The sequence below is a fragment of the Comamonas terrigena NBRC 13299 genome, from assembly GCF_006740045.1.
Lineage (GTDB): Bacteria > Pseudomonadota > Gammaproteobacteria > Burkholderiales > Burkholderiaceae_C > Comamonas > Comamonas terrigena.
In genome coordinates, this window is sequence record NZ_AP019749.1 from 89628 (window position 1) to 113258 (window position 23631).

The 23631-nt window shown below is 68.3% G+C and carries 20 protein-coding genes; 15 read left to right on the forward strand and 5 right to left on the reverse strand.

From position 1 onward, the window contains the following. Positions 1-121: 121 nt before the first annotated feature. The 4 genes from CT3_RS00350 to recQ form a co-directional block, all read right to left on the reverse strand. The gene (locus CT3_RS00350; protein ID WP_083520485.1) at positions 122-1153 is read right to left on the reverse strand and encodes a FecR domain-containing protein; all 1032 of its coding nucleotides are present in this window, start codon (positions 1151-1153) and stop codon (positions 122-124) included. 1 nt (position 1154) lies between these two features. Further along, complete coding sequence (locus CT3_RS00355; protein WP_066538609.1) at positions 1155-1670, reverse strand: sigma-70 family RNA polymerase sigma factor; 516 nt, start codon at positions 1668-1670, stop codon at positions 1155-1157. A gap of 166 nt (positions 1671-1836) precedes the next feature. Continuing rightward, complete coding sequence (locus CT3_RS00360; protein ID WP_066538611.1) at positions 1837-3501, reverse strand: acyl-CoA dehydrogenase family protein; 1665 nt, start codon at positions 3499-3501, stop codon at positions 1837-1839. 117 nt (positions 3502-3618) lie between these two features. Then, positions 3619-5487, reverse strand: coding sequence for a DNA helicase RecQ (gene recQ, locus CT3_RS00365; RefSeq protein ID WP_066538612.1), 1869 nt, complete (start codon positions 5485-5487; stop codon positions 3619-3621). A gap of 286 nt (positions 5488-5773) precedes the next feature. On the opposite strand from recQ, the gene CT3_RS00370 reads away from it, so the two are divergent. The 9 genes from CT3_RS00370 (at position 5774) to CT3_RS00410 (ending at position 16110) form a co-directional block, all read left to right on the forward strand. Next, on the forward strand, positions 5774-6334 hold the full coding sequence (locus tag CT3_RS00370) for an acyloxyacyl hydrolase (RefSeq protein ID WP_066538613.1): 561 nt from the start codon (positions 5774-5776) through the stop codon (positions 6332-6334). A gap of 148 nt (positions 6335-6482) precedes the next feature. Further along, entirely contained in the window at positions 6483-7880 is a 1398-nt protein-coding gene (locus tag CT3_RS00375) for an FAD-binding oxidoreductase (RefSeq protein WP_083520486.1), read from the forward strand. Between the two features lie 41 nt (positions 7881-7921). Then, positions 7922-8737, forward strand: coding sequence for an N-formylglutamate deformylase (gene hutG / locus CT3_RS00380; protein ID WP_083520487.1), 816 nt, complete (start codon positions 7922-7924; stop codon positions 8735-8737). A gap of 47 nt (positions 8738-8784) precedes the next feature. After that, entirely contained in the window at positions 8785-9906 is a 1122-nt protein-coding gene (locus CT3_RS00385) for a histidinol-phosphate transaminase (protein ID WP_066538619.1), read from the forward strand. Between the two features lie 17 nt (positions 9907-9923). After that, positions 9924-10592, forward strand: coding sequence for a DNA oxidative demethylase AlkB (gene alkB, locus CT3_RS00390; protein WP_066538625.1), 669 nt, complete (start codon positions 9924-9926; stop codon positions 10590-10592). A gap of 83 nt (positions 10593-10675) precedes the next feature. Continuing rightward, on the forward strand, positions 10676-11740 hold the full coding sequence (locus tag CT3_RS00395) for a homocysteine S-methyltransferase family protein (protein ID WP_066538626.1): 1065 nt from the start codon (positions 10676-10678) through the stop codon (positions 11738-11740). A 149-nt stretch (positions 11741-11889) separates the two neighbouring features. Next, on the forward strand, positions 11890-13113 hold the full coding sequence (locus CT3_RS00400; RefSeq protein WP_066538627.1) for a hypothetical protein: 1224 nt from the start codon (positions 11890-11892) through the stop codon (positions 13111-13113). 271 nt (positions 13114-13384) lie between these two features. Continuing rightward, entirely contained in the window at positions 13385-15682 is a 2298-nt protein-coding gene (locus tag CT3_RS00405; RefSeq protein WP_066538632.1) for a nitric-oxide reductase large subunit, read from the forward strand. After that, positions 15682-16110, forward strand: a complete 429-nt coding sequence (locus tag CT3_RS00410) for a hemerythrin domain-containing protein (RefSeq protein WP_066538634.1) — start codon at positions 15682-15684, stop codon at positions 16108-16110. The genes CT3_RS00405 and CT3_RS00410 overlap by 1 nt, the downstream gene beginning before the upstream one ends. 79 nt (positions 16111-16189) lie before the next feature. Here the strand turns inward: CT3_RS00410 and CT3_RS00415 are convergent, their stop codons facing one another. Further along, positions 16190-17119, reverse strand: coding sequence for a LysR substrate-binding domain-containing protein (locus CT3_RS00415; protein ID WP_066538637.1), 930 nt, complete (start codon positions 17117-17119; stop codon positions 16190-16192). A gap of 147 nt (positions 17120-17266) precedes the next feature. Here CT3_RS00415 and CT3_RS00420 point away from each other — a divergent pair, with 147 nt between their 5' ends. The 6 genes from CT3_RS00420 to CT3_RS00445 all read left to right on the forward strand — a co-directional run bounded on the left by CT3_RS00420 (position 17267) and on the right by CT3_RS00445 (position 23609). Continuing rightward, positions 17267-18157, forward strand: a complete 891-nt coding sequence (locus CT3_RS00420; protein ID WP_066538639.1) for an HTD2 family dehydratase — start codon at positions 17267-17269, stop codon at positions 18155-18157. Positions 18158-18241: 84 nt separating this feature from the next. Further along, positions 18242-19408 carry an acyl-CoA dehydrogenase family protein gene (locus tag CT3_RS00425; protein WP_066538641.1) on the forward strand — a complete coding sequence of 389 codons (1167 nt, stop codon included), beginning with the start codon at positions 18242-18244 and terminating at the stop codon, positions 19406-19408. Between the two features lie 19 nt (positions 19409-19427). After that, positions 19428-20624, forward strand: coding sequence for a CaiB/BaiF CoA transferase family protein (locus CT3_RS00430; RefSeq protein WP_066538647.1), 1197 nt, complete (start codon positions 19428-19430; stop codon positions 20622-20624). 70 nt (positions 20625-20694) lie between these two features. Then, positions 20695-22059, forward strand: a complete 1365-nt coding sequence (locus CT3_RS00435; RefSeq protein WP_066538648.1) for an MmgE/PrpD family protein — start codon at positions 20695-20697, stop codon at positions 22057-22059. Between the two features lie 106 nt (positions 22060-22165). Continuing rightward, positions 22166-23167, forward strand: coding sequence for a tripartite tricarboxylate transporter substrate binding protein BugD (locus CT3_RS00440; protein WP_066538649.1), 1002 nt, complete (start codon positions 22166-22168; stop codon positions 23165-23167). 64 nt (positions 23168-23231) lie between these two features. Beyond that, complete coding sequence (locus CT3_RS00445; protein WP_066538653.1) at positions 23232-23609, forward strand: VOC family protein; 378 nt, start codon at positions 23232-23234, stop codon at positions 23607-23609. The last annotated feature ends 22 nt before the right edge of the window (positions 23610-23631 follow it).

The following is a 23631-nucleotide window of genomic DNA, read 5'->3' on the forward strand; positions in this document are numbered from 1 at the left end:
AGGGGCTTGACACGCAAGGGGCCGGAAATGGCCGGTTTTTTTGCCGATTTTTGAGAAGAAGGCCGCAGATGTTTTCCAGGAAAGCCTGGTCTGCTATGCAATTCGGAGTGAATTGCCGGCGTCAGCTGCGGCGTTCCACCGTGACCCACCAGCGGGTGCGCGCTTGCAGCTGCACCGGCAGGGCACGGGTGAGGGCGTTCAGCACCCGGTCCGTGTCGGCCAGGGGGTAGGCGCCCGAGACCCGCAGGCCGGCGGCATCGGGGGCACAGCGCAGCAGGCCGGAGCGGTAGCGCGACAGCTCGGCCAGGAAGTCGGGCAGGGGCATGTCGTTCACCACCAGCATGCCGTCGTGCCAGGCCCCCGCGCCTTCGGCCAAGGGGGTGGCAGGACCGGCCTGGCTGCGTCCGAGCGTGGCCTGCTCTCCGGCTTCCAGGCGCAGCGCGTCCTGCGGAGCCTGGGCCGGGCGCAGCTCCACCGCGCCTTCCAGCACCGCCACGCTGGTGTGCTGTGCGTGCTGGCGCACCGTGAAGCGGGTGCCGATGGCGCGCACCAGGCCTTCGGCCGTGCGCACCCGCAGCGGACGTGGCTGGCCGGTGGTGGCATCCGGGGTGTTGTCAGGCGCGCTGTGCACCAGGATTTCACCGGCGCGCAGCACGATCAGGCGTTCGGTGGCGCTGTAGTGCAGGTTCACCGCCGTGGCGGTGTTGAGCCACAGCCGCGTGCCGTCGGCCAGCTCGCGGCTGCGTTGCTCCCCCGTGGCCGTGGCCAGGTCGGCCGCCAGGCGCTGCCAGTGGGGCTGGCCCAGGCCGCTCTGCTGCCAGGCCAGCAGGCCGCCGGTGCCGGCCGTCAGCAGCAGTGCCAGACGCAGGGCATGGCGCCGGCCGTGGCCGGACGCGGTCAAGGCCTGGCGCGCGACCGAGGCCGGCAGGCCGTGCAGCAGCTGCTGCTGCCACTGTGCATCCAGGGTGGCGATGCGCTGCCAGGCCTGGGCATGCAGCGGGTCGGCCTGCAGCCAGCGCTGCCATTGCTGCCGGGTGCGTTCGGAGGGTGGGGCGCTGTCATCGTCCAGGGTCAGCAGCCAGTGCACGGCGGCACGGGCCACGGCAGGCGGGATGGTGGCCGTAGCCGGAGGAGGGGGAGCCGGTTGGTCCATCTCACTCCCCCATGCCGAAGTAGCAGCGCTCGGCGGCTGTGGCCAGGTGGCGGCGTACCGTGGTGCGGGAGAGACCGAGCTGCTGGGCAATTTCTTCCTGGGTCAGCTCTTCCAGCCGCCACAGCAAAAAGGCCTGGCGGGCCACGGCGGGCAGGCCGTCCAGCAACTGGTCGATGGCGACCAGGGTTTCCAGCACCATCAGCTGCACATCGGGGGGCGGTGCGACGGGGTCGGGCAGGGCGCCGAGCGCCTCCAGGTAGGCGCGTTCGATCTGGCGCCGGCGCAGGTGGTTGGACAGCAGGCGCTGGGCAATGGTGGTCAGATAGGCGCGGGGCTCCGCCACCTGGTCCAGTGGCGGACCGGGCGCCGTCCAGGCGCGCAAAAACGTGCTTTGCGCCAGATCCGCCGCGTCCCAGGGGCAGCCGATCTTGCGGCGCAGCCGCGCCACCAGCCAGCCATGGTGCTGCAGGTAGAACGTCTGCAGGGTATGGGCTGCAGCGCTGAGGGAAGCGGACATGGAAAAGTCTGGAGCCTATGAATAAGAATTGTTCGTATTCTATGGACTCTGCAATTCCATGCGGGCGCATCGCCCCACAGAGGCTGCGCGGACCCCGCCCCGTGTCTGCCGGGCGCCACAGTGCGGTCCGGGCGGTGGGCGCACGGAACGGTTGGGTGGCGCGGGTTCAGGCCGGCAAGGCGCGTTCCAGCAGCGCCGCCACATCCAGCGTACGGGCGTCGATGGCGCCCACCACGCGGGCGCTGCCGTGCACGATGCGGGTGGCGATGAAGGCGTCGGCCACCCAGGACGGGGCATGGCGGCGCAGCAGGCAGGCCTGGGCTACCAGCACCAGCTTCTGGGCGATCAGGCGGGCCAGCAGCTCCTGCTCGGCAGGGGGGCGGTGCAGCAGGGCCTGCAGGGCATGGAGCTCGGTCAGCAGGTGGCTGTCTTCCCCGGCGGCATCCATCAGGTGGGCGAGCAGGGCCTGGCTGCCTTCGGGCTCCCGGCCCAGCGCACGCAGCATGTCCAGGCACATGATGTTGCCCGAGCCTTCCCAGATGCTGTTGACCGGCGCTTCGCGGAACAGCCGTGCCACCACGGCGGGCTCCACATAGCCGTTGCCGCCCAGCACCTCCATGGCTTCCCCTGCCACCTCGACCGCGCGCTTGCAGACCCAGAACTTGGCGGCCGGTGTCATCAGGCGTTTCCAGGCCCGCTCTGCCGGGGCCGGGTCGGCGCCTTCGCAGGCTTCGAAGGCGCGGGCCAGGCGCATGGCCAGCATGGTGGCGGCTTCGCTTTCCAGCGCCAGGTCGGCCAGCACGCTGCGCATCAGCGGCTGCTGCACCAGCGGCTTGCCAAAGGCCTGGCGGCGCTGGGCATGGTGCAGCGCCTGGACCAGCGCCTGGCGCAGGATGGCACTGCTGCCCAGCACGCAGCACAGGCGGGTGGTGGTGGCCATCTCGATGATGGTGGGAATGCCCCGGCCGGGCTCGCCCAGCAGCAGGCCGTAGGCGCCATGGAATTCCACCTCGCTGCTGGCGTTGCTGCGGTTGCCCACCTTGTCCTTGAGCTGCAGCAGGTGCACGGCGTTGCGCGTGCCGTCGGGCTGCCAGCGTGGCACCCAGAAGCAGGCGGGGCCGGCGTCGGGCGTTTGCGCCACCACCAGGTGGGCATCGCTCATCGGCGCCGAGAAAAACCATTTGTGCCCCGTGAGCCGGTAGGCCTGGCCGCGCCCGGATGCCTCGTCGGGCACGGCCTGCGTGGTGTTGGCGCGCACGTCGGAGCCGCCCTGTTTTTCCGTCATGCCCATGCCCACCCACAGCGCCTGCTTGTCGGGCCAGGGACGGTCCTGGGCATCGAAGTGGCGGGACAGCAGCCCGGCCTTGATGTGGGGCCACAGCGCGGTCTCGTGGCGCAGCACGCCGATGGCGGCGGTGGTCATGGTGGCGGGGCACAGCGAGCCCTGTTCCACCTGGCCGTGCAGATAGAAGCCCGCTGCCCAGGCGGTCCAGCGGCCGGCGCGGGTGTTCTCGTAGGGCAGCCCGACCAGGCCCTGTTCGCGGTACAGCGTGAGCAGGGCATGCCAGCAGGGGTGGTAGTGCACGGTGTTGGTGCGCCGCCCGCGGGCATCGAAGGCCTGGAGCCTGGGGGCATGGGTATTGGCCAGCTGGGCCCATTGCCAGGTGGCCGGCGAGGTGACGCGCTGGGCGTAGTCCTGCAGCGAGGGCAGGGCCCAGCTGGCGTGGTCCTGCTGCACGGCGTGGAGCAGGGCCGCATCATGCTGCAGCGGTGCCTGCTGGCACGGTTCATCGACCTGGTTGAAAACCTCGTGGGTGTCGTCAGAAGCCATCGTCATACCTCCCAGCAGCAGTAGCGGGGCAGTATGGCGGGTTTGCCGGTGTGCGGGTATTAGCAGGTTTCCCGATCGCCGCCTGCGGGGGCGGCGGGCGGTGCCCGCAGGCGGGCCTCAGACCGAGGGGCCGCCGATGACCCGCAGGACTTCCGCGCCGTAGGCATCCAGCTTTTTGCTGCCGATGCCGCTGATGCTGCCCAGGGCCTGGAGCGAGCCGGGGCATTGCTCGGCGATCGCGGCCAAGGTGGCATCCTGGAAGATCACATAGGCCGGCAGATTGTGCGATTTGGCCACTTCCGAACGCCAGGCCTTGAGGTTGATGAAGCGCGCCTGCGCATCCGGGCCCAGGTTGGCGGCGGCGGCATTGGGCTGCACGCCGCGCTTGGTGCTGCGGCTGCGGGCCGCCGCCACGGTTTCGCGCAGTTGCACCTGCACCTCGCCGCGCAGCACGTCGCGGGAGCCGCTGGTCAGGCACAGGGTGTCGAACACATGGCCGCTGTTTTCGCTGGTCACCTTGTGCAGGCCCAGAGCGCCGGTGGCCAGCAGCTGGCGCATCACGCCGCGCAGCTGGGTTTCGCTGTAGCCCTTGCCGATGCCGAAGGTGGAGACCTTGTCGTGCAGGAACTGGCGCACCTTGTCGGTGTCCTTGCCGCGCAGCACGTCCATGATGTGGCCGGCACCAAAGGTGAGGGCGCTCATCTCGTGCACGCGGTAGATGGTGGACAGCAGCTTGCGCGCGGCGTCCGTGCCGTCCCACACGGTGGGGGGGTGCAGGCAGTTGTCGCAATTGCCGCAGGGGCTGGAGGTTTCCCCGAAGTACTGCAGCAGGCGCACGCGGCGGCAGTCGGTGGCTTCGGCCAGCGACAGCAGGGCATCGAGCTTGCTGCGCAGCACGGCCTTGAACTCTTCCTCGGCCCCGCCTTCGTCGATCATGCGCCGCTGGTTGACCACGTCACTCAGGCCATAGGCCATCCAGGCATGGGCGGGCAGCCCGTCGCGGCCGGCGCGGCCGGTTTCCTGGTAGTAGCCCTCGATGTTCTTGGGCATGTCCACGTGGGCCACAAAGCGCACATCGGGTTTGTCGATGCCCATGCCGAAGGCGATGGTGGCCACCATCACGATGCCTTCTTCGCGCAGGAAGCGGTCCTGGTGCTGCTGGCGCACTTCGGACGGGAAGCCCGCGTGGTAGGGCAGGGCGTTGATGCCGGCCTGCTGCAGGGTCTGGGCGATTTCCTCCACCCGGCGGCGCGACTGGCAGTACACCACGCCGGCTTCGTCCGCATGCTCGTTCTGGATGAAGCGCAGCAGCTGCTGCGTCACATCCTTTTTCTCGACGATGGTATAGCGGATGTTGGGCCGGTCGAAGCTGCTGACGAACTGCTGTGCCTGTTCCAGATGCAGGCGCTCGACGATGTCGGCCCGCGTCAGCGCATCGGCCGTGGCCGTCAGCGCGATGCGCGGCACGCCGGCATAGCGCTCGTGCAGCACCGACAGGGCACGGTATTCGGGGCGGAAGTCATGGCCCCATTGGCTCACGCAGTGCGCTTCGTCGATGGCAAACAGGCTCAGCTGGCCCTGGGCGTGCAGGTCATCCAGCAGGCCCAGGAAGCGCGGCGTCACCAGCCGCTCGGGGGCGGCATAGAGCAGGGTCAGCTGGCCACTTTGCAGCTGCCATTCCACCTGCTGGGCTTCGTCGTAGCTGAGGGACGAATTCAGGAACGCCGCACTCACCCCGGCTTCGTGCAGCGCGCCCACCTGGTCGTGCATCAGCGCGATCAGCGGCGACACCACAATGGCCACGCCCTGTCCGGCCTGCTGGCGCACGATGGCGGGCACCTGGTAGCACAGGCTTTTGCCGCCCCCGGTGGGCATCAGCACCAGCGCATCGCCGCCCGCCACCACCTGGTCCACGATGGCTGCCTGGGGGCCCCGGAAGGAGGCATAGCCAAAAACGTTCTGGAGGGTGGACAGGGCGGCAGACAAGGGGAATCTCGAAAAGTGAGCGCGCGGTGCAGGCAGGGCGGGCTGTAGAGGGAGTTTTTATCGGGAGGTCCACCGACGGTGGCGGCCGCTATTGTGCGCCGGCCCGTCCGCGCAACGGCATTGCAGGGGCTTGGCGTGGCTCCCCGGGTGCCCCAGCCAATGCGGCATTGGCTGACAGCGTGCGGCCCGCCGGCCTACTCCGGGGCCGCGGTTTTCTCTGCAGACTGGGCAGGCCACACACACAGGCCAGCCCCGACCGTCTGGCCATTCCACCGAGGAGCAGCCCATGCATGTCCACGCCCTGCGCGGGATCGCCACCGGCGTCACCGTCTTTGCCGCCCTGGCGGCCGGGAGCCCGGCCCGGGCCCAGGAAGCCCCCACCCTGTACCTGCAGGGCGGGGCGGGTGAGCGAGAAGCCTACGCCACCACCGTGGGCCTGACCTGGCCCTGGACCAGCTGGTCCTGGGCACTGGGCAGCGGTGTGGTGCGCGGGCAGTGGGACGGGTATCTGGGCAACTGGTCCAGCCGCCCGCAGGCATCGGCGCGGCGCAACACCCTGGTGCTGGGCCTGGGGCCCAGCCTGCGCTGGCGTGGTGCTGGGGGCCAATCCCCCTGGTTTGTGGAACTGGGAACCGGTGTGAGCTGGTTCAGCCGCCACTACCGCAATGGCAGCGATGCCTTCGGCAGCCGGGTCAACTTCTCCAGCCATCTGGGGCTGGGGCGCAACTTCGGCCCCCAGCGGGCGCATGAGCTGTCGCTGCGCATCCAGCACAGCTCCAATGCCGGCATCAAGGAGCCCAATCCGGGCGAGAACTTTCTGCTGCTGCGCTACGCCCACGTGTTCTGAGGGGGCGCACTTGCCCGATGGGCCACAGCGGAATTGCCGCAGGGCCTGACGGCACCGGGCGCATGGCACGACAATGCCGAGGTGCATCTCCCGCAGCCCCCGGCTCACCCCGGGGGCTGTGTGCCGTTTGAAAAGGTTTCCTGCTCCCATGTCCCTTCCCTCCATCGACTCTTTTCTCTCCGCGCTGCAGCAGCAGTTGGGCGACGCGGCCGTCCAGACGGGCGCTGCGGTGGAAGCGCGCTTCCACACCGACTGGAGCGGCCAGCCGCCCGTGGCCCCGCTGGCCCTGGTGCGTCCGCGCAGCACCGAGGAGGTGGCGGCCGTGCTGCGCCTGTGCCATGCCCACCGCATCGCCGTGGTGCCGCAGGGCGGTCTGACCGGCCTGGCCGGTGGTGCCGTGCCGGTGCAAGGCTGTGTGGCGCTGTCGCTGGAGCGCATGAATGCCATGGAAGCCGTGGACGCCCGCACCGGCCTGGTGACGGTGCAGGCCGGTGTCACGCTGCAGGCGGTGCAGGAAGCCGCCGTGGCGGCCGGCATGGTGTTCGGCGTGGACCTGGGCGCACGCGGCAGCTGCCAGATCGGCGGCAATGTCTCCACCAATGCCGGCGGCAACGGCGTGCTGCAGCACGGCATGATGCGCGAGCAGGTGCTGGGTCTGGAAGTGGTGCTGGCCGACGGCACGGTGCTGCCCATGCTGCGCCCCATGCTGAAGAACAACACCGGCTACGACCTCAAGCAGTTCTTCATCGGCGCCGAAGGGACGCTGGGCGTCATCACCCGCGTGCTGCTGCGCCTGCGCCCCATGCCCCAGGCCAAGGCCACGGCCCTGGTGGCGGTGCCGCATTTCGACGCTGCGCTGGCCGTGCTGCAGCGCATGCAAGGCCGTTTCGGCAACAGCGTGGCCGCGTTCGAGCTGATGTGGGACAGCTTTGTGCAGGCCTCCATCCAGTGGCAGAAACTGCAGGCCCCGCTGGCCGAGCGCCACCCGCTGCTGGCGCTGATCGACGTGGACGGCAAGGACGAAGCCAGTCTGCGCGATGCCGTGGAAGAGGCCCTGGGCGAAGCCATGGAAGCAGGTGAAGTGGCCGACGCCGTGATCGCCCAGTCGCACACCCAGGCCCGCACGCTGTGGAAGCTGCGCGAAGCGCCGGCCGAGCTGAACACCCAGATGCACCCCCCGATCAATTTCGATGTCAGCCTGCCGCAGGCCGACATCGGCCGTTTTGCGCAAGCCATCCAGGCGGACTTCGATGCGCGCTGGCCCGGCCACCACACGCTGTTCTTCGGCCATGTGGGCGATGGCAATCTGCATGTCTCCACCGACGGCGCCACCGTCCGCGGCGAATGCGACGCGGTGGAAGCCGCGCTGTACGCGCAGGTGGAACGGTTCCACGGCAGCGTCTCGGCCGAGCACGGCATCGGCCTGCACAAAAAGCCTTTCCTGCATGCCAGCCGCACGCCGCAGGAACTGGCGGCCATGCGCGCCATCAAGGCTGCGCTGGACCCGCTGAATCTGATGAACCCCGGCAAGGTGTTCGACCTGTAAACCACCTGGCCTCCCAGGCCCGCATCTCTCCCATGCACGCTATGACCGATATCGCTCCCTTCCATTTCCACCAGGGCTCCCTGCCCTTGCTGGTGTCCATGCCGCACGCGGGCACGCATGTGCCGGCCGACATCGCGGCCCTGCTCACCGACGAAGCCCGCCAGGTGCCCGACACCGACTGGCATATGCCCGAGCTCTACGCCTTTGCCAAGGCCATGGGCGCCTCCATCCTGGCGGCCACCCATTCGCGCTATGTGGTGGACCTGAACCGCTCCCCCGATGGGGCCAGCCTCTACCCCGGCCAGAGCGTGACCGGCCTGTGCCCGGTGGACACCTTTGACGACACGCCCCTGTACCAGCGTGCCGAGGACCAGCCGGACGACGCCGAAGTGGCGCGCCGCCGCAGCACCTACTGGGCGCCCTACCATGCCCAGCTGCGTGCCGAGCTGGACCGCCTGCGTGCCGAGCATGGCCGTGTGCTGCTGTGGGATGCGCATTCCATCCGCTCGGTGCTGCCGCGTTTTTTCGACGGCAAGCTGCCCGATCTGAACCTGGGAACCGCCGATGGCGCCAGCTGCGCGCCGGAACTGGCGCAGCAGCTGCTGGCCATTGCCGAGCAGGCCCCCGGCGCCACGGCGGTGCTCAACGGCCGCTTCAAAGGCGGCTACATTACGCGCCATTACGGCCAGCCGGAGCAGGGCATCCACGCCGTGCAGCTGGAGCTGACGCAGTGCAGCTACATGCAGGAAACGCTGCCCTTTGCCTACCTGCCCGAACGTGCCGGCGCCCTCCAGCCCACGCTGCAGCAGCTGCTGCAGACGGCCCTGACCTGGGTGCAGCAGCCGGCACAACCCTGAGAGACAACGGCGGCGACGGCACCCCGCACCGCGCCGCCTTTTTTGCCATGAACGAGAACATTGCCCAACTGGCACGCCCCGAAGTGCCCACCTTGCCTGCCTACAACGCCGGTCTGTCGTCCGATGCCGTGCGCACCCGTTACGGCGTGCAGCACATCGCCCGCCTGGGCAGCAACGAGAACCCCCATGGTCCCAGCCCCCGCGTGGGCGCGGCCCTGGTGGATCTGGCACGCCAGATCCAGTACTACCCGGACGCCAGTGCCACCACGCTGCGCGATGCACTGGCCGCCCGCCACGCGGTGCAGCCAGGCCAGCTGGTGCTGGGCAACGGTTCGGAAGACATCCTCCAGATGCTGTGCCAGGCCTTCACCGGCGTGGGCGATGTGGTGCTGACCCAGCGCCCGTCCTTCGGCCTGCACGAGATCTACCCGCGCATGATGGGCGCCAGCGTGGAGCTGGTGGAGCTGACGGCCGATCTGGAATTCGATCTGGCCGCCTGGTGCGCCGCGCTGCAGCGTGCGCCCAAGCTGGCGTTCATTGCCAACCCGTCCAACCCGGTGGGCTGCATGTGGACGGCCGAGCAGTTCGCCCAGCTGCTGCAGGCCGCGTCGCCGCAGACCCTGCTGGTGGTGGACGAGGCCTATGTGGAATACGCCAGCCTCACGCCCGGCTACCCCGACACCCTGGCCCAGCTGCAGGACTGCGGCAAGCCCTGGATCGTGCTGCGCACCTTCTCCAAGGCCTGGGGCCTGGCCGGTCTGCGCGTGGGCTATGGCGTGGCGGGAGACGCCGCCACCATTGCCCTGCTGGACCGGGTGCGCACACCGTTCAACGTGAACCAGGCCGCCCAGGTGGCGGCCATGGCCGCGCTGAAGGACGAAGCCTATATGCGCCGCAGCGTGCAGGCCACGGTGCTGGAGCGCGAGGCGCTGGCCCAGCGCCTGCGCACTGCCGGGCTGCGCGTGGCGCCGTCGGCCACCAATTTCCTGTTTGTGGAAGTGGGGCGCGATGCAGCCGTGGTGGCCGAAGGCCTGCTGGCCAAGGGCGTCATCATCAAGCCATGGAAGGAGCCGGGCTTCACCCAGTTCCTGCGCGTGTCCGTGGGCCTGCAGGAAGACAACCAGCGCTTTGTGCAGGCGCTGTCGGCCGTGCTGGGACGGCCCATCTAAGCCGCCGGGCACGCACCATGACGGCCTCGCTGTTCGATGACCCGCCCCAGCCCGTGGAGCGCATGGCCATCGACGATGGGGCCTGGCTGCTGCGCGGCTGGGCGCTGGAGCAGCAGACGCAGTGGATAGCCGCCGTGCAGCAGGTGCTGGCCTTGCAGCCGCTGCGGGCCAGCTGCACGCCCAGCGGCAAGCCCATGTCGGTGCGCATGAGCAACTGCGGCGCCTACGGCTGGGTCACCGATGCGGCGGGCTACCGCTACAGCGCCACCAACCCGGACACCGGCGTGGCCTGGCCGGCGATGCCGGATTTCCTGCGTGACCAGGCCGTGGCCGCAGCAGCGGCGGCGGGCTACCCCGGCTATGCGCCGGATGTGTGCCTGGTCAACCAGTACCTGCCGGGGGCCCGCATGGGCCTGCACCGCGATGCGGACGAGCAGGACTGGGCCGCGCCCATCGTCTCGGTCTCGCTGGGGTTGCCCTGCCGCTTCCAGTGGGGCGGGCTGGAGCGCAGCAGCCCGGTGCGGCGTTTCACGCTGCTGCACGGTGATGTGCTGGTCTGGGGCGGCGCCACGCGCATGGCCTACCACGGGGTGCTGCCGCTGCAGGACGGCGCCCACCCGCTGCTGGGGCCCCGGCGCTGGAACCTGACCTTCCGCATGGCGCGCAGCCATTACCGGCCGCAGTGACGGCTGACGGGTTGCCGGCCCGCGCGGGCCGCGATGCACCCGCTGCTGCGCGGGGCGGGCCGCTCTTCCTACAATCGGGGGTTATGAGCCTGCCCACCTACACCCGCGCCCAAGAACTGCCCGCCACCCTGGCCCAACGCCTTGTCATCCTCGACGGGGCCATGGGCACCATGATCCAGCGCTTCAAGCTGGGTGAGGCCCAGTACCGGGGCGAAGGCTACAGCGGCGCCGATGGCGCAGGCGATCGCTTCACCGACTTTCCCCGCGACGTGAAGGGCAACAACGAGCTGCTGTCCATCACCCGCCCGGACGTGATCCGTGACATCCATGAAAAGTACCTGGCGGCCGGAGCGGACCTGATCGAAACCAACACCTTCGGCGCCACGACCGTGGCGCAGGAGGACTACGGCATGGCCGAGCTGGCGCGCGAGATGAACCTCAAGAGCGCCCAGCTGGCCCGCGCCGCCTGCGACAAGTACAGCGTCAACGGCCGCATCTGCTATGTGGCCGGCGCCCTGGGCCCCACGCCCAAGACCGCATCCATCAGCCCCGACGTGAACGACCCGGGGGCCCGCAACGTCACGTTCGAGCAGCTGCGCCAGGCCTATTTCGAGCAGACCGTGGCCCTGATCGAAGGCGGCGCGGACGTGATCCTGGTGGAAACCATTTTCGACACGCTCAACGCCAAGGCCGCGCTGTTCGCGGTCGAGGAAGCCTTCGATGCCACCGGCGAGCGACTGCCCATCATGATCAGCGGCACCGTCACCGATGCCTCGGGCCGCATTCTGAGCGGGCAGACGGTCACCGCCTTCTGGCACAGCGTGCGCCACAGCAACCCGCTGTCGGTGGGCCTGAACTGCGCGCTGGGTGCCACGCTGATGCGCCCCTACATCCAGGAGCTGGCCAAGGCCGCACCGGACACCTTCATCAGCTGCTATCCCAATGCCGGCCTGCCCAACCCCATGAGCGACACCGGCTTTGACGAGACCCCCGACATCACCGGCCGCCTGGTGCATGAATTTGCGGCCGAAGGCCTGGTGAATATCGTCGGCGGCTGCTGCGGCACCACGCCCGACCATATCGGCGCCATCGCCCGGGCCGTGCAGTCCACCACCACCCGCAAGCTGTTCTATCCCGCCCACGCCTGAAGGCGCGGTGCGCACCCTCAGCCAGGTGGAAACATGGCACGCCCTGCCACGGTGGCCTGCAGCGCAAGCGAGCCGTGCGGTAGCTCTGGCATGGCACCGCCGGGCATGCCCGTAGGGCCTGGCGGGCGCAACTGTTCTACAGTCGGGCCGTGACCACCTCCCTGCCTTCCTCGCTCACCCCGACCGCAGCCCCTGCCGCTGCGGCGCCCACGGCCGCCACCAGTGCGGCCGGTGCCGTGTTGCCAGTCTCGGGCGTGGCCTCTGCCGCTCAGGTGGCACCCATCCTGGCGGCGGCGCAGGCGGCCCTGGCCAAGACCGTCAACCTGTCACCCCAGGCGCAGCAGGCGATCAAGGCAGAGGCCTTTGCCCAGCTGGTGTCCCAGCTGGTGCAGCAGATCCAGGGGGGCACGGTGCAGCTGCCCGCCAACTGGCCGGCGGGTGGGGTCACTCCCCAGTGGCAGGCCTTGCTGGCCGCCCTGGTGCAGCAGGCTTCGGCCGGCCAGCCGCTGCCGCAGCAACTGCTCAGCGTGCAGTCCTGGCCTGCGGCGCTGGCCCAGGCGGTGCTGCAAAGCGGGGCCGGCAGTACGGCGGGGGCACCGGTCCCGCCTTCAACCACACCCGCGTCCGCTGCTCCTGCGCCACAGGCGCCCGCAGGTGCCGGCGCGGCAGCGGCGTCGGCCGCATCGCCAGGTGCTTCCGGTGCTGCCGGGCAGACGGCTGGAGCCGGCACGCCAGCGGCCACCGTGCGGCCCGCCTTGCCGGCGTTGCAGAACTGGCTGGTACAGCAGGGCGTGCTGCAGGGCCCGGATGGCGAGCGGGCTTTCACCTTGACGCTGCGGGTTCCCGTGGCCTGGGCCCAGGCGCAAAGCGTGTTGGGCCAGGCGCTGGGGGCGCAACTGGCAGGGGGCGGTCCGGCACTGTCCGGCAGTGCCCTGGGGGCCTTGCTGCTGCCCTACGGCAGCAGTGTGCAGCAGTTGGCCAATGCCACGTTCGGCCTGGTGCTGGCGCCGCAAGGACTGCCCGCGGCGCAGACCCAGGCCATGCGCACCAGTGCCGTGCTGCAGCTGGAGTTTCAGCCCATGCCGATGGCGGCCAGCCAGGTCGCACAGCAGGCGGTCACGGCGGGCCTGTTGCCCGCCGGCATGCTGCCGCAGGAGGCCTACCAGGCCCTGCTGGCGCGGGGCGGAGATCCCTGGCTGCACATGGCCCAGCAACAGGCCAGCGGCCAGCTGCCGCGCGAGCGCCAGCAGCATGGCAGCGACGGCCAATGCAACCGCGCTGGCTGCCAGTACCAGGGCCGCGCCGAATGCGCCCAGCCATTCTGTGCCGAGATGAACAGCCTGTGGGCCGCATCGCGCTCCAGCCGCCTCTGACCGCCCCGGTGTCCCTGCCGAAGTCCGTGTGTGTGGCAGTGGCCGGATGTCGTGGTGATGCAGGGTGCTTATGACCCTGCGTCGGGTGATTTGCACCTTTTGAGGTGGGGTGGAAAACACCTGATGGTGTTGCAAGTGTTTGATTTGATTGCCTGATAGGGCTGGCCCCGGCTTTGCTCACAGCCTGCCATCCATCGTTACAGGCAAGGCACTATGAACACTTCGTTGAACCACCACCCTGCAGCCGCCATGGCGGCCCCGGAGGTGCACCATGGGTAGCTACCGCAAACACTGGCTGGCCTTGATCGCGGTGCTGATCGTCACCTTCAGCATGCTGGGCTATTACGGCCGCGAGGTCTACCGCCAGGCGCCGCCGATTCCGGACCGCGTTGCCACGGCCGGCGGGGAGGTGCTCTACACGCAGGAAAGCATCCTCGACGGCCAGACGGCCTGGCAGTCGGTCGGGGGCATGCAGCTGGGCTCCATCTGGGGCCATGGCGCCTACCAGGCGCCGGACTGGACGGCCGACTGGCTGCACCGCGAACTGACGGCCTGGCTGGAGGTGGCGGCCGAGCGTGAGCAGGGCAAGCCCTTTGCCCAGCTGGATGCCGCCGCCCAGGCTGTGCTGCGCGACCGGCTCAAGACCGAATACCGCAGCAACACCTTCGATGCCGCCACGGGCACGGCCACGGTGTCGGACCTGCGGGCCGAGGCCATTGCGCGTACGGCGCGGTACTACGACGAGCTGTTCAGCGATGCCCCGGCGCTGCAAAAAAGCCGCGAGCATTTCGCCATGAAGGAAAACACCCTGCCCAGCGCGGAACGCCGCGCGCAGATGGCGGGTTTCTTCTTCTGGACGGCCTGGGCCGCCGCGACCGAACGCCCGGCCGATGTGGGCGGCAGCGGCGCGACCTACACCAACAACTGGCCGCACGAGCCGCTGATCGGCAACCAGCCCACGGGGGAGAACCTGGTCTGGTCGATCATGAGCGTGGTGGTAATGATGGCCGGCGTGGGCTTTCTGGTCTGGGGCTGGTCCTTCCTGCGCAAGCAGGAGGAAGACGATCCTACCCCGCCGGTGCACGATCCCCTCAGCCGCGTGCCACTGACCCCGTCGCAGCGCGCCCTGGGCAAGTACCTGTTCCTGGTGGTGGCGCTGTTCACCACCCAGGTGTTCCTGGGCGGCTTCACCGCCCACTACACGGTCGAAGGCCAGCAGTTCTACGGCGTGGATGTGTCGCAGTGGTTCCCGTATGCGCTGGTGCGCACCTGGCACATCCAGAGCGCCCTGTTCTGGATTGCCACCGGCTTTCTGGCGGCCGGCCTGTTCCTGGCGCCGCTGATCAATGGCGGCAAGGACCCCAAGTACCAGAAGCTGGGCGTGGACATTCTGTTCTGGGCCCTGGTCGTGGTGTGCGTGGGCTCCTTCATCGGCAACTACTTCGCCATTGCCCAGGTGCTGCCGCCGGAATGGAACTTCTGGCTGGGCCACCAGGGCTATGAGTACGTGGACCTGGGTCGCCTGTGGCAGATCGGCAAGTTCGCCGGCATCGTCTTCTGGCTGGTGCTGATGGCACGCGGCATCTTCCCTGCGCTGCTGGCTCCCAGCGGTCAGGACAAGAACCTGCTGGCGCTGCTGACCTGCTCGGTGGTCTGCATCGGCCTGTTCTACGGCTCCGGCCTGTTCTACGGTGAACGCACCCACCTGTCGGTGATGGAGTACTGGCGCTGGTGGGTGGTGCACCTGTGGGTGGAAGGCTTCTTCGAAGTCTTTGCCACCACGGCACTGGCCTTCATCTTCTCGACCCTGGGTCTGGTGTCCTACCGCATGGCCACGGCAGCCAGCCTGGCTTCGGCCTCGCTGTTCATGCTGGGCGGCGTGCCCGGCACCTTCCACCACCTCTACTTCGCAGGTACCACCACCCCGGTGATGGCCGTGGGTGCATCGTTCAGCGCACTGGAAGTGGTGCCGCTGGTGGTGCTGGGCCATGAGGCCTGGGAACACTGGCGCCTGCAGCACCGCACGCCCTGGATGGCACACCTCAAGTGGCCGCTGATGTGCTTTGTGGCGGTGGCGTTCTGGAACATGCTGGGGGCAGGGGTCTTCGGGTTCATGATCAACCCGCCCATCTCGCTGTACTACCTGCAAGGCCTGAACACCACGCCGGTGCATGCCCATGCCGCGCTGTTCGGTGTCTATGGCTTCCTGGCCCTGGGCTTCACGCTGATGGTGCTGCGCTATGTGCGCCCGCAGCTGGTGTTCAGCGAGAGCCTGATGAAAACCGGCTTCTGGTGGCTCAACGCCGGCCTGGCGCTGATGATGTTCACCAGCCTGCTGCCCATCGGGCTGTTCCAGTTCCACGCCAGCGTCAGCGAAGGCCTGTGGTACGCCCGCAGCGAAGCCTTCTTGCAGCAGCCTTTCCTGCAGACCCTGCGCTGGGTGCGCACCTTCGGTGACGTCGTCTTCATCGTCGGCGCCCTGTGCGTGAGCTGGCAGGTGGTGCGCGGCCTGTTCGGCACCCCTGCGGCTGCGGCCCCGGCCGAGGCCCTGCTGGTGAAAGGCATGTGATGCAGATCGACAAGTTCAAGCACCAGCATGGCGACATCAAGCGCCGCATCGCCGAGTTGCGGGATCTGGCCCGTGCCGGCGCGGACACCCACGCCGAGGCGATTGCCCAGGGCATCGTGGCCATGAGCGCGCTGATCAAGCTGCACCTGGCGGTGGAGGACCAGGTGCTGTACCCGGCGCTGCAGGCCGACCGCCAGAGCGATCTGGCCCGGCTGGCGCGGCACTACCAGAGTGACATGGTGCCGATCGCCGCGGCCTACGACGCCTTTGCGCGGCGCTGGAACACCAGCCAGCGCGTGCGCGAGGATGCCCAAGGCTTCCGCGACGACGCCAACCTGGTACTGCGCAAGCTGCACGAACGCATGCTGCGCGAGGACCGGGAGTTCTATCCGCAGATTGAGGCGCAGGAGCTGGCCGGCGCGCTCTGAAACGGCTTGTGTGAGTGATCCATCGTTGCGGCCCTGCGGGGCCGCTTTTTTGTGGGCTGCCTGCCGCCTTGTCCGTGGCCTATCCGGCAGTCGCAGCGCCCGCTTGCGGCGCGTGCTGGGGTAGGTGGTAGGCCTGGATGGCATCCATCAGGGCCTGCACATGGGGGGAGGGCGTCTGTCCTTCGCGCAGCAGCATGTAGCGCGGGCGCACGGCCCAGGCATCCTGCAGCTGCACGTGGTGCAGCGGGCTCTGGCTGCGGTGGCGCAGCGCCGCACTTTCCGGCACCACGGCCACCCCCACGCCGGCGGCCACCATGCGGCACATGGCATCGAAGTTGGACAGCTGGATGCGCAGCCGCAGTGTGTGGCCCAGCTGCTGGCCGATCTGGTCCAGAAAGGTCTGCAGCGTGCTGTGGCGGTGCATGCCGACAAAGTGCTCGTGCAGCACCTGGGCAAACGCGAGCTGCTGGTGGCTGCGCCAGGCGGGTGTGTCGGGGGTGACCAGCACCAGGCGGTCGGTGCTGAAGTGCAGGCTGGTCAGGCCGTGGGTGTCCACCTCGCCGGCGATGATGCCCAGATCGGCCCGGCCTTCGCGGATGTCGTGCGCAATATGGGCATTGGGGCGTTCCTGCAGGTCCACGCTGATGTGGGGGTGCTGCATCAGGTAGGCGGCCAGGATGTCGGGCATGAACTCCGTCACCGCCGTGGTGTTGGCAAAGACGCGCACATGGCCGCGCAGGCCGGCGCCGTATTCCTGCAGATCGGCCTGCAGCTGGCGGGTCTGCTCCAGCATGGCGCGGGCATGGTGCAGGAAGGCCTCGCCCGGCGGCGACAGGCGGACCCCGCGAGCCTCTCGAATCAGCAAAGGCATGCCAGCCTGTTCCTCCAGCGCCTTGATGCGTGCGCTGGTGGCCGCCAGCGAGAGGTGAGATTGCTCTGAAGCACGTGTCAGGCTTCCTGTTTGCGCTATCAAAAGAAATAGACGCAGGTCCTTGAGTTCCAGTTGCATGGCGGCAGAGGGTTTCTACTTAAAACAGCAAGCCTTCCAAAAAACGGAAGGATGGCTTGCAAACTGTGTGATTGTAGACAGGGCATCACAGCGCCAAGATGCGCCATCGGCCCGGCTTGTGTGTCTGGGCTTTGGACCGCACGCACCATGAGCGATTTCTCCCCCCTGATCGACGCCGCCGCCCTGGCCCATCTGCAAACCTGGCAAGGCAAGTCCGAGACCACGCCCGACAGCATCACCACGGCGCCGCTGCGTGCGCTATCGGCCACGCTGGACCGTGACGATGCCCCGCCCGCTCCGGGCAGCGTGGTGCCGCCGCTGTGGCACTGGCTGTATTTCCTGCCGCATGCGCGCCAGAGCGAGATCGGCCCGGACGGTCACCCCCGGCGGGGCGGCTTTCTGCCGCCGGTGCCGCTGCCGCGCCGCATGTGGGCGGGCGGGCGCTTGCGCTGGGACGCCGGCAACCCGCTCCGGGTGGGGCAGGAGGTGGAGCGCCTCTCCACCATCCAGTCGGTCCGGCACAAGGCCGGCCGTTCGGGCGAGCTGCTGTTTGTGCAGGTCGAGCACCAGTTCCGCAACGCCCGGGGCGTGGCGCTGACGGAGGAGCACGACATCGTCTACCGCCCGCTGGCCCAGCCGGGCGAGGCCGCACCGGCCCCGCAGACCCCGCCGCTGGCCGGCCAGGCCGCGTGGTCGCGCACCATCGTGCCGGACGATGTGCTGCTGTTCCGCTACTCGGCGCTGACCTTCAACGGCCACCGCATCCACTACGACCGCCAGTACGTCACCCAGGTGGAAGGCTATCCCGGCCTGATCGTGCACGGCCCGTTGATCGCCACCTTGCTGGTGGACCTGGTGCGCCGCAGCGTGCCTGGCGCGCAGCTGACCAGCTTTGCCTTCAAGGCCGTGCGCCCCACGTTCGACCTGCATGCCTTCAGCGTGCACGGCACACCTTCGGCAGACGGCAAGACCATCGAGCTGTGGGCCCAGGACCACGAGGGCTGGCTGACCATGCAGGCCACCGCCACGCTGGCCTGAGCGGCCTGCGCATTTCCCACACCCCGGCCGCCTGCGCCGCCGCACGCCACGCCAGCAGCCGTTCCGGCTGAAAGAGACCACGCCATGATTGAACAGACCCAGAGCAACAACTACCCCGAAATCCGCGATGCCATCCGCGACCTGTGCAAAGGCTTTCCGGACGAGTACTTCCGCAAGGTGGACGAAGAGCGCGCCTACCCCGAAGCCTTTGTCAACGCGCTGACCGAAGCCGGCTGGCTGGCAGCGCTGATCCCGCAGGAATACGGCGGCTCCGGCCTGGGCCTGACCGAGGCCTCGGTCATCATGGAAGAAATCAACCGCTGTGGCGGCAACTCCGGTGCCTGCCACGGCCAGATGTACAACATGGGCACGCTGCTGCGCCATGGCTCTGAAGCGCAGAAGCAGAAGTACCTGCCCAAGATCGCCAGCGGCGCATGGCGCCTGCAGTCCATGGGCGTGACAGAGCCCACCACCGGCACCGACACCACCAAGATCAAGACCAGCGCGGTCAAGCAGGGCGACAAGTACGTCATCAACGGCCAGAAGGTGTGGATCAGCCGCATCCAGCACAGCGACTTCATGATTCTGCTGGCACGCACCACGCCGCTGGCCGAGGTGAAGAAGAAGTCCGAAGGCATGTCCATCTTCATGGTCGATCTGCGCGAGGCCGAGAAGAAGGGCATGACCGTGCGCCCCATTCCCAACATGGTCAACCACGAGACCAACGAGCTGTTCTTCGAGAACCTGGAGCTGCCCGAAGACAGCCTCATCGGTGAAGAAGGCAAGGGCTTCAAGTACATCCTGGATGGCCTGAACGCCGAGCGCACGCTGATCGCCGCCGAGTGCATCGGCGACGGCTACTGGTTCATGGACCGCGTGACCCAGTACGTGAAGGACCGCACCGTGTTCGGTCGCCCCATCGGCCAGAACCAGGGCGTGCAGTTCCCGATTGCCGAAACCTTCATCGAGCTGGAAGCCGCCAACCTGATGCGCTGGAAAGCCTGCGAGCTGTTCGACCGGCACGAAGCCATGGGCGCCCAGGCCAATATGGCCAAGTACCTGGCGGCCAAGGCCAGCTGGGAAGCGGCCAACGCCTGCCTGCAGTTCCACGGCGGCTTCGGCTTTGCCTGCGAATACGACGTGGAACGCAAATTCCGCGAGACGCGGCTCTACCAGGTGGCACCCATCTCCACCAACCTGATCTATTCCTACGTGGCCGAGCACCTGTTGGGCTTGCCCCGTTCCTTCTGAGCACCGGGGGACATCCGACATGGCACTCTCTGAACGCCCCCGTCCGCTGGACGGCATCACCGTCGTCTCGCTGGAACATGCGGTGGCCGCACCGTTCTGCACGCGCCAGCTGGCCGATCTGGGCGCGCGCGTCATCAAGGTGGAACGCCCTGGCAGCGGCGACTTTGCGCGCGGCTACGACCAGCGCGTGAACGGCCAGTCTTCGCACTTCACCTGGATCAACCGCAGCAAGCAAAGCCTGGCCCTGGACGTCAAGCAGCCCCAGGCCAAGCAGGCCCTGCTGGCGCTGCTGGCCAGCGCCGATGTGCTGGTGCAGAACCTGGCGCCCGGCGCGGCAGCGCGCATGGGTCTGTCGTACGAGGCGCTGAAGGCGCACAACCCCCGGCTGATCGTCTGCGACATCAGCGGCTACGGCAGCGACGGCCCCTACCGCGACAAGAAGGCCTACGACCTGCTGATCCAGAGCGAGGCCGGCTTCCTGTCCGTCACCGGCACACCGGAGACGCCCAGCAAATCCGGCATTTCGGTGGCCGACATTGCGGCGGGCATGTACGCCTACACCAACATCCTCTCGGCCCTGCTGCTGCGCGGCAAGACGGGTGAGGGCAGCCACATCGATGTGTCCATGCTCGAAGCCATGGGCGAGTGGATGGGCTACCCGCTGTACTACGCCTACGACGGCGCCACCCCGCCGCCACGCACCGGCGCATCGCACGCCAGCATCTACCCCTACGGCCCGTTCCAGGCCGGGGATGGCGGCACCGTGATGCTGGGCCTGCAGAACGAGCGCGAATGGAAAGCCTTTTGCGACGCCGTGCTGCTGCGCCCCGAAGTGGCCACCGATGCACGCTTCAACAGCAATGCCAACCGCAACACCCACCGCGCGGCGCTGCAGGAGCTGATCCTGCAGGAATTCCAGGCGCTCACCGCCGCCCAACTGGTGGAGCGGCTGGAAACGGCGGGGATTGCCAACGCCCGCGTCAACGACATGGCCGGCCTGTGGGCCCACCCGCAGCTGGCGGCACGCCAGCGCTGGCGCACCGTGGACACCCCGGCGGGCGAGGTACCGGCGCTGCTGCCGCCGGGCGTGAACAGCGCCTTCGACTACCGCATGGACCCGATTCCCGCCGTGGGCCAGCACAACGCCGCCATCCTGGCCGAGCTGGGCTGGAGCGCGGAGCAGGTGGCCGCGCTGCAGCAGGCACAGACGGCCTGAGCACGACCCCAGCACGCACATCGCACGGGCATGCCAAGCGCCCCAAAGTACAGGAGCCCAGGAGACCGCCATGAAAGCAGAAAACCAAGTCGCCATCCACCCGCTGGCCCAGTTCGCCGGCACCTTGCAATGGAGCCAGGTGCCGGCTGCCGTGCAGCGCAAGGCCGAAGACCTGTGGGTGGACTGGTTCGGCTCTGTGCTGGCAGGGCAGAACGCCCGCCCGGTGCACAGCATTGCGCGCTTCGCGCTGTCGCAAGGCCCGGCGCAAGGGCCGTGCGAAGTGATCGGCCAGAGCGCCACCACCTCGCCCATGATGGCGGCGCTGGCCAATGCCGCGGCCGCGCACGTGGCCGAACAGGACGATGTGCACAACGGCTCGGTGTTCCACCCGGCCGCCGTGGTATTCCCGCCGGCCTTGGCGGTGGCGCAGAGCCTGGGCGCCAGCGGTGCGCAGCTGATGGCCGCCTGCGTGGCCGGCTATGAAGTGGGCATCCGCGTGGGGGAATTCCTGGGCCGCAGCCACTACAAGATCTTCCACACCACGGGCACGGCCGGCACGCTGGCGGCCGCTGCCGCGGTGGGCAATCTGCTGGGGCTGACGCCGGCACAGATGCAGCATGCGCTGGGTTCGGCCGGTACCCAGGCGGCCGGCCTGTGGGAGTTTCTGCGCACCGCGGCCGACAGCAAGCAGCTGCACACCGCGCACGCGGCATCGGCCGGGCTGATGGCGGCCTACCTCGCGCAGGACGGCTTCACCGGTGCACAGGACATCTTCACCGGCCCGCAAGGGCTGGCCGCGGGCATGAGCACCGATGCCAACCCCGCCCGCCTCACCGATGGCCTGGGCACGCGCTGGGCCACGGCGGAGACCAGCTTCAAATGGCATGCCTCCTGCCGCCACACGCACCCGGCGGCCGACGCCCTGCTGCAGGTCATGCAACGTGACGGCGTGCAGATCGGCGACATCGCCCAGGTCATCTGCCATGTGCACCAGGGGGCCATTGATGTGCTGGGGCCGGTCACCTCGCCTGCCACGGTGCACCAGAGCAAGTTCTCCATGGGCACCGTGCTGGCCCTGGCCGCGCGCTTTGGTCATGCGGGTTTGACCGAATTCGACGAACAGTATCTGGCCGCTGACACTGTGGCCCTGCGCAACAAAGTCACGATGGCACTCGACCCCGAAGTCGACGCCGCCTATCCGCAACGCTGGATCGGCAAAGTGACGGTGCAGACCACCGATGGACGCACGCTGCACGGCCGCGTGGATGAGCCCAAGGGCGACCCGGGCAACACGCTGAGCCGCCAGGAAATCACCGACAAGGCCTTGCGCCTGGCCGCCTACGGCAGTCAGGTACCTGCTGCGCAGGTGCAGCAGGCGGTGCAGCAGCTGTGGCAGGTCGCGCAGTGGCCCCGCGTGGCGCGGCTGCTGGCCTGATCGGTACCCAATCTGGCATGTCTGCGGCGGGGGCTGCGGGCATGCTTTCCCCCGAGGGCAATGGCACCACAGAAATGCCTGCCCTGTGACCCTAAGGAGACACTCCATGACCCGTTCTTCCACTTCCCGCCGTTGGGCCCTGCGTGCCTGCGCTGCAGGCGCTGTGCTGGCCCTGGGTGCCGGCAGCGCCATGGCCAACAACTGGCCCGACAAGCCCATCACGCTGGTGGTGCCCTACACCGCCGGCGGCCCCACCGATGTGGTGGCACGCCTGATCGCCGTGCCCATGGGCCAGAGCCTGGGCCAGACCGTGCTGGTGGAGAACACCGTGGGCGCGGGCGGCACCATCGCCCCGGCCCGCGTGGCCAAGTCCAAGAACGATGGCTACACCATCCTGATCCACCACATGGGCATGGCCACTGCGCCGGCGCTGTACAAGAAGCTGCCGTACGACCCGCTGAAGGATTTCGAATACATCGGCCAGGTGCTGGATGTGCCCATGACGCTGCTGTCGCGCAAGGACTTCCCGGCCAGCAACTTCAAGGAACTGCAGGACTACGTCAAGAAGAACCAGGACAAGGTCTCGCTGGCCAATGCCGGCATCGGCGCCGTGTCGCAGCTGTGCGGCATGCTGTTCATGCACCAGATGGGCGTGAAGCTGACCACCGTGCCCTACAAGGGTGCCGGTCCCGCCATGAACGACCTGATGGGCGGCCAGGTGGACCTGCTGTGCGACCAGACCACGCAGACGGTGCCGGTGATCAAGGACGGCAAGCGCGCCAAGGTGTTCGGCGTGACCACGTCCGAGCGCCTGTCCTCGCTGCCCGAAATCCCGACCTTGAACGAACAGGGCCTGAAGGGCTTTGACGTGAAGGTCTGGCACGGCATGTACGCGCCCAAGGGCACGCCGAAGGACGTGGTCGATAAGATCAACAAGGCGCTGAACGTGGCCCTGAAGGACGACAACGTGAAAAAGCGCATTGCCGAACTCAGCTCCGACCTGGTCTCGCCCGAAAAAGCCACCCCCGAAGGCCTGCGCAAGCACCTGGAAGCCGAAGTCGCCCGCTGGGACAAGGTGATCAAGGCCGCTGGCGTCACCGCCGAATAATCCCCGCTGTGGCACGGCCGCCGCCGGTGGCCGTGCCGATAAAACCAAGCCCTGTATGACTGCATTGATCGACCGCCTGGACCATCTGGTCCTGACCACCGCACATGAGACCGCCTGCGTGCACTTTTACTGCACCGTGCTGGGCATGGAGCTGCAGACGTTTGGCGAAGGCCGCAAGGCCTTTGTCTGGAACGGGCAGAAGATCAATCTGCACCTGCAGGGCAAGGAGTTCGAGCCCAAGGCCCAGCACCCCACTCCGGGGTCACTGGACCTGTGCTTCATTGCGGCCGTGCCGCTGGAACAGGTCCAGCAGCAGCTGGCCGCACACGGCATCGCCGTGGAATGCGGCCCGGTGCAACGCACCGGCGCACGCGGTCCCATACGCTCGGTGTATGTGCGCGACCCCGATCTGAACCTGATCGAAATTTCCGAATACCTCTGACCGCTTCCGGTCAGCTGGAGAT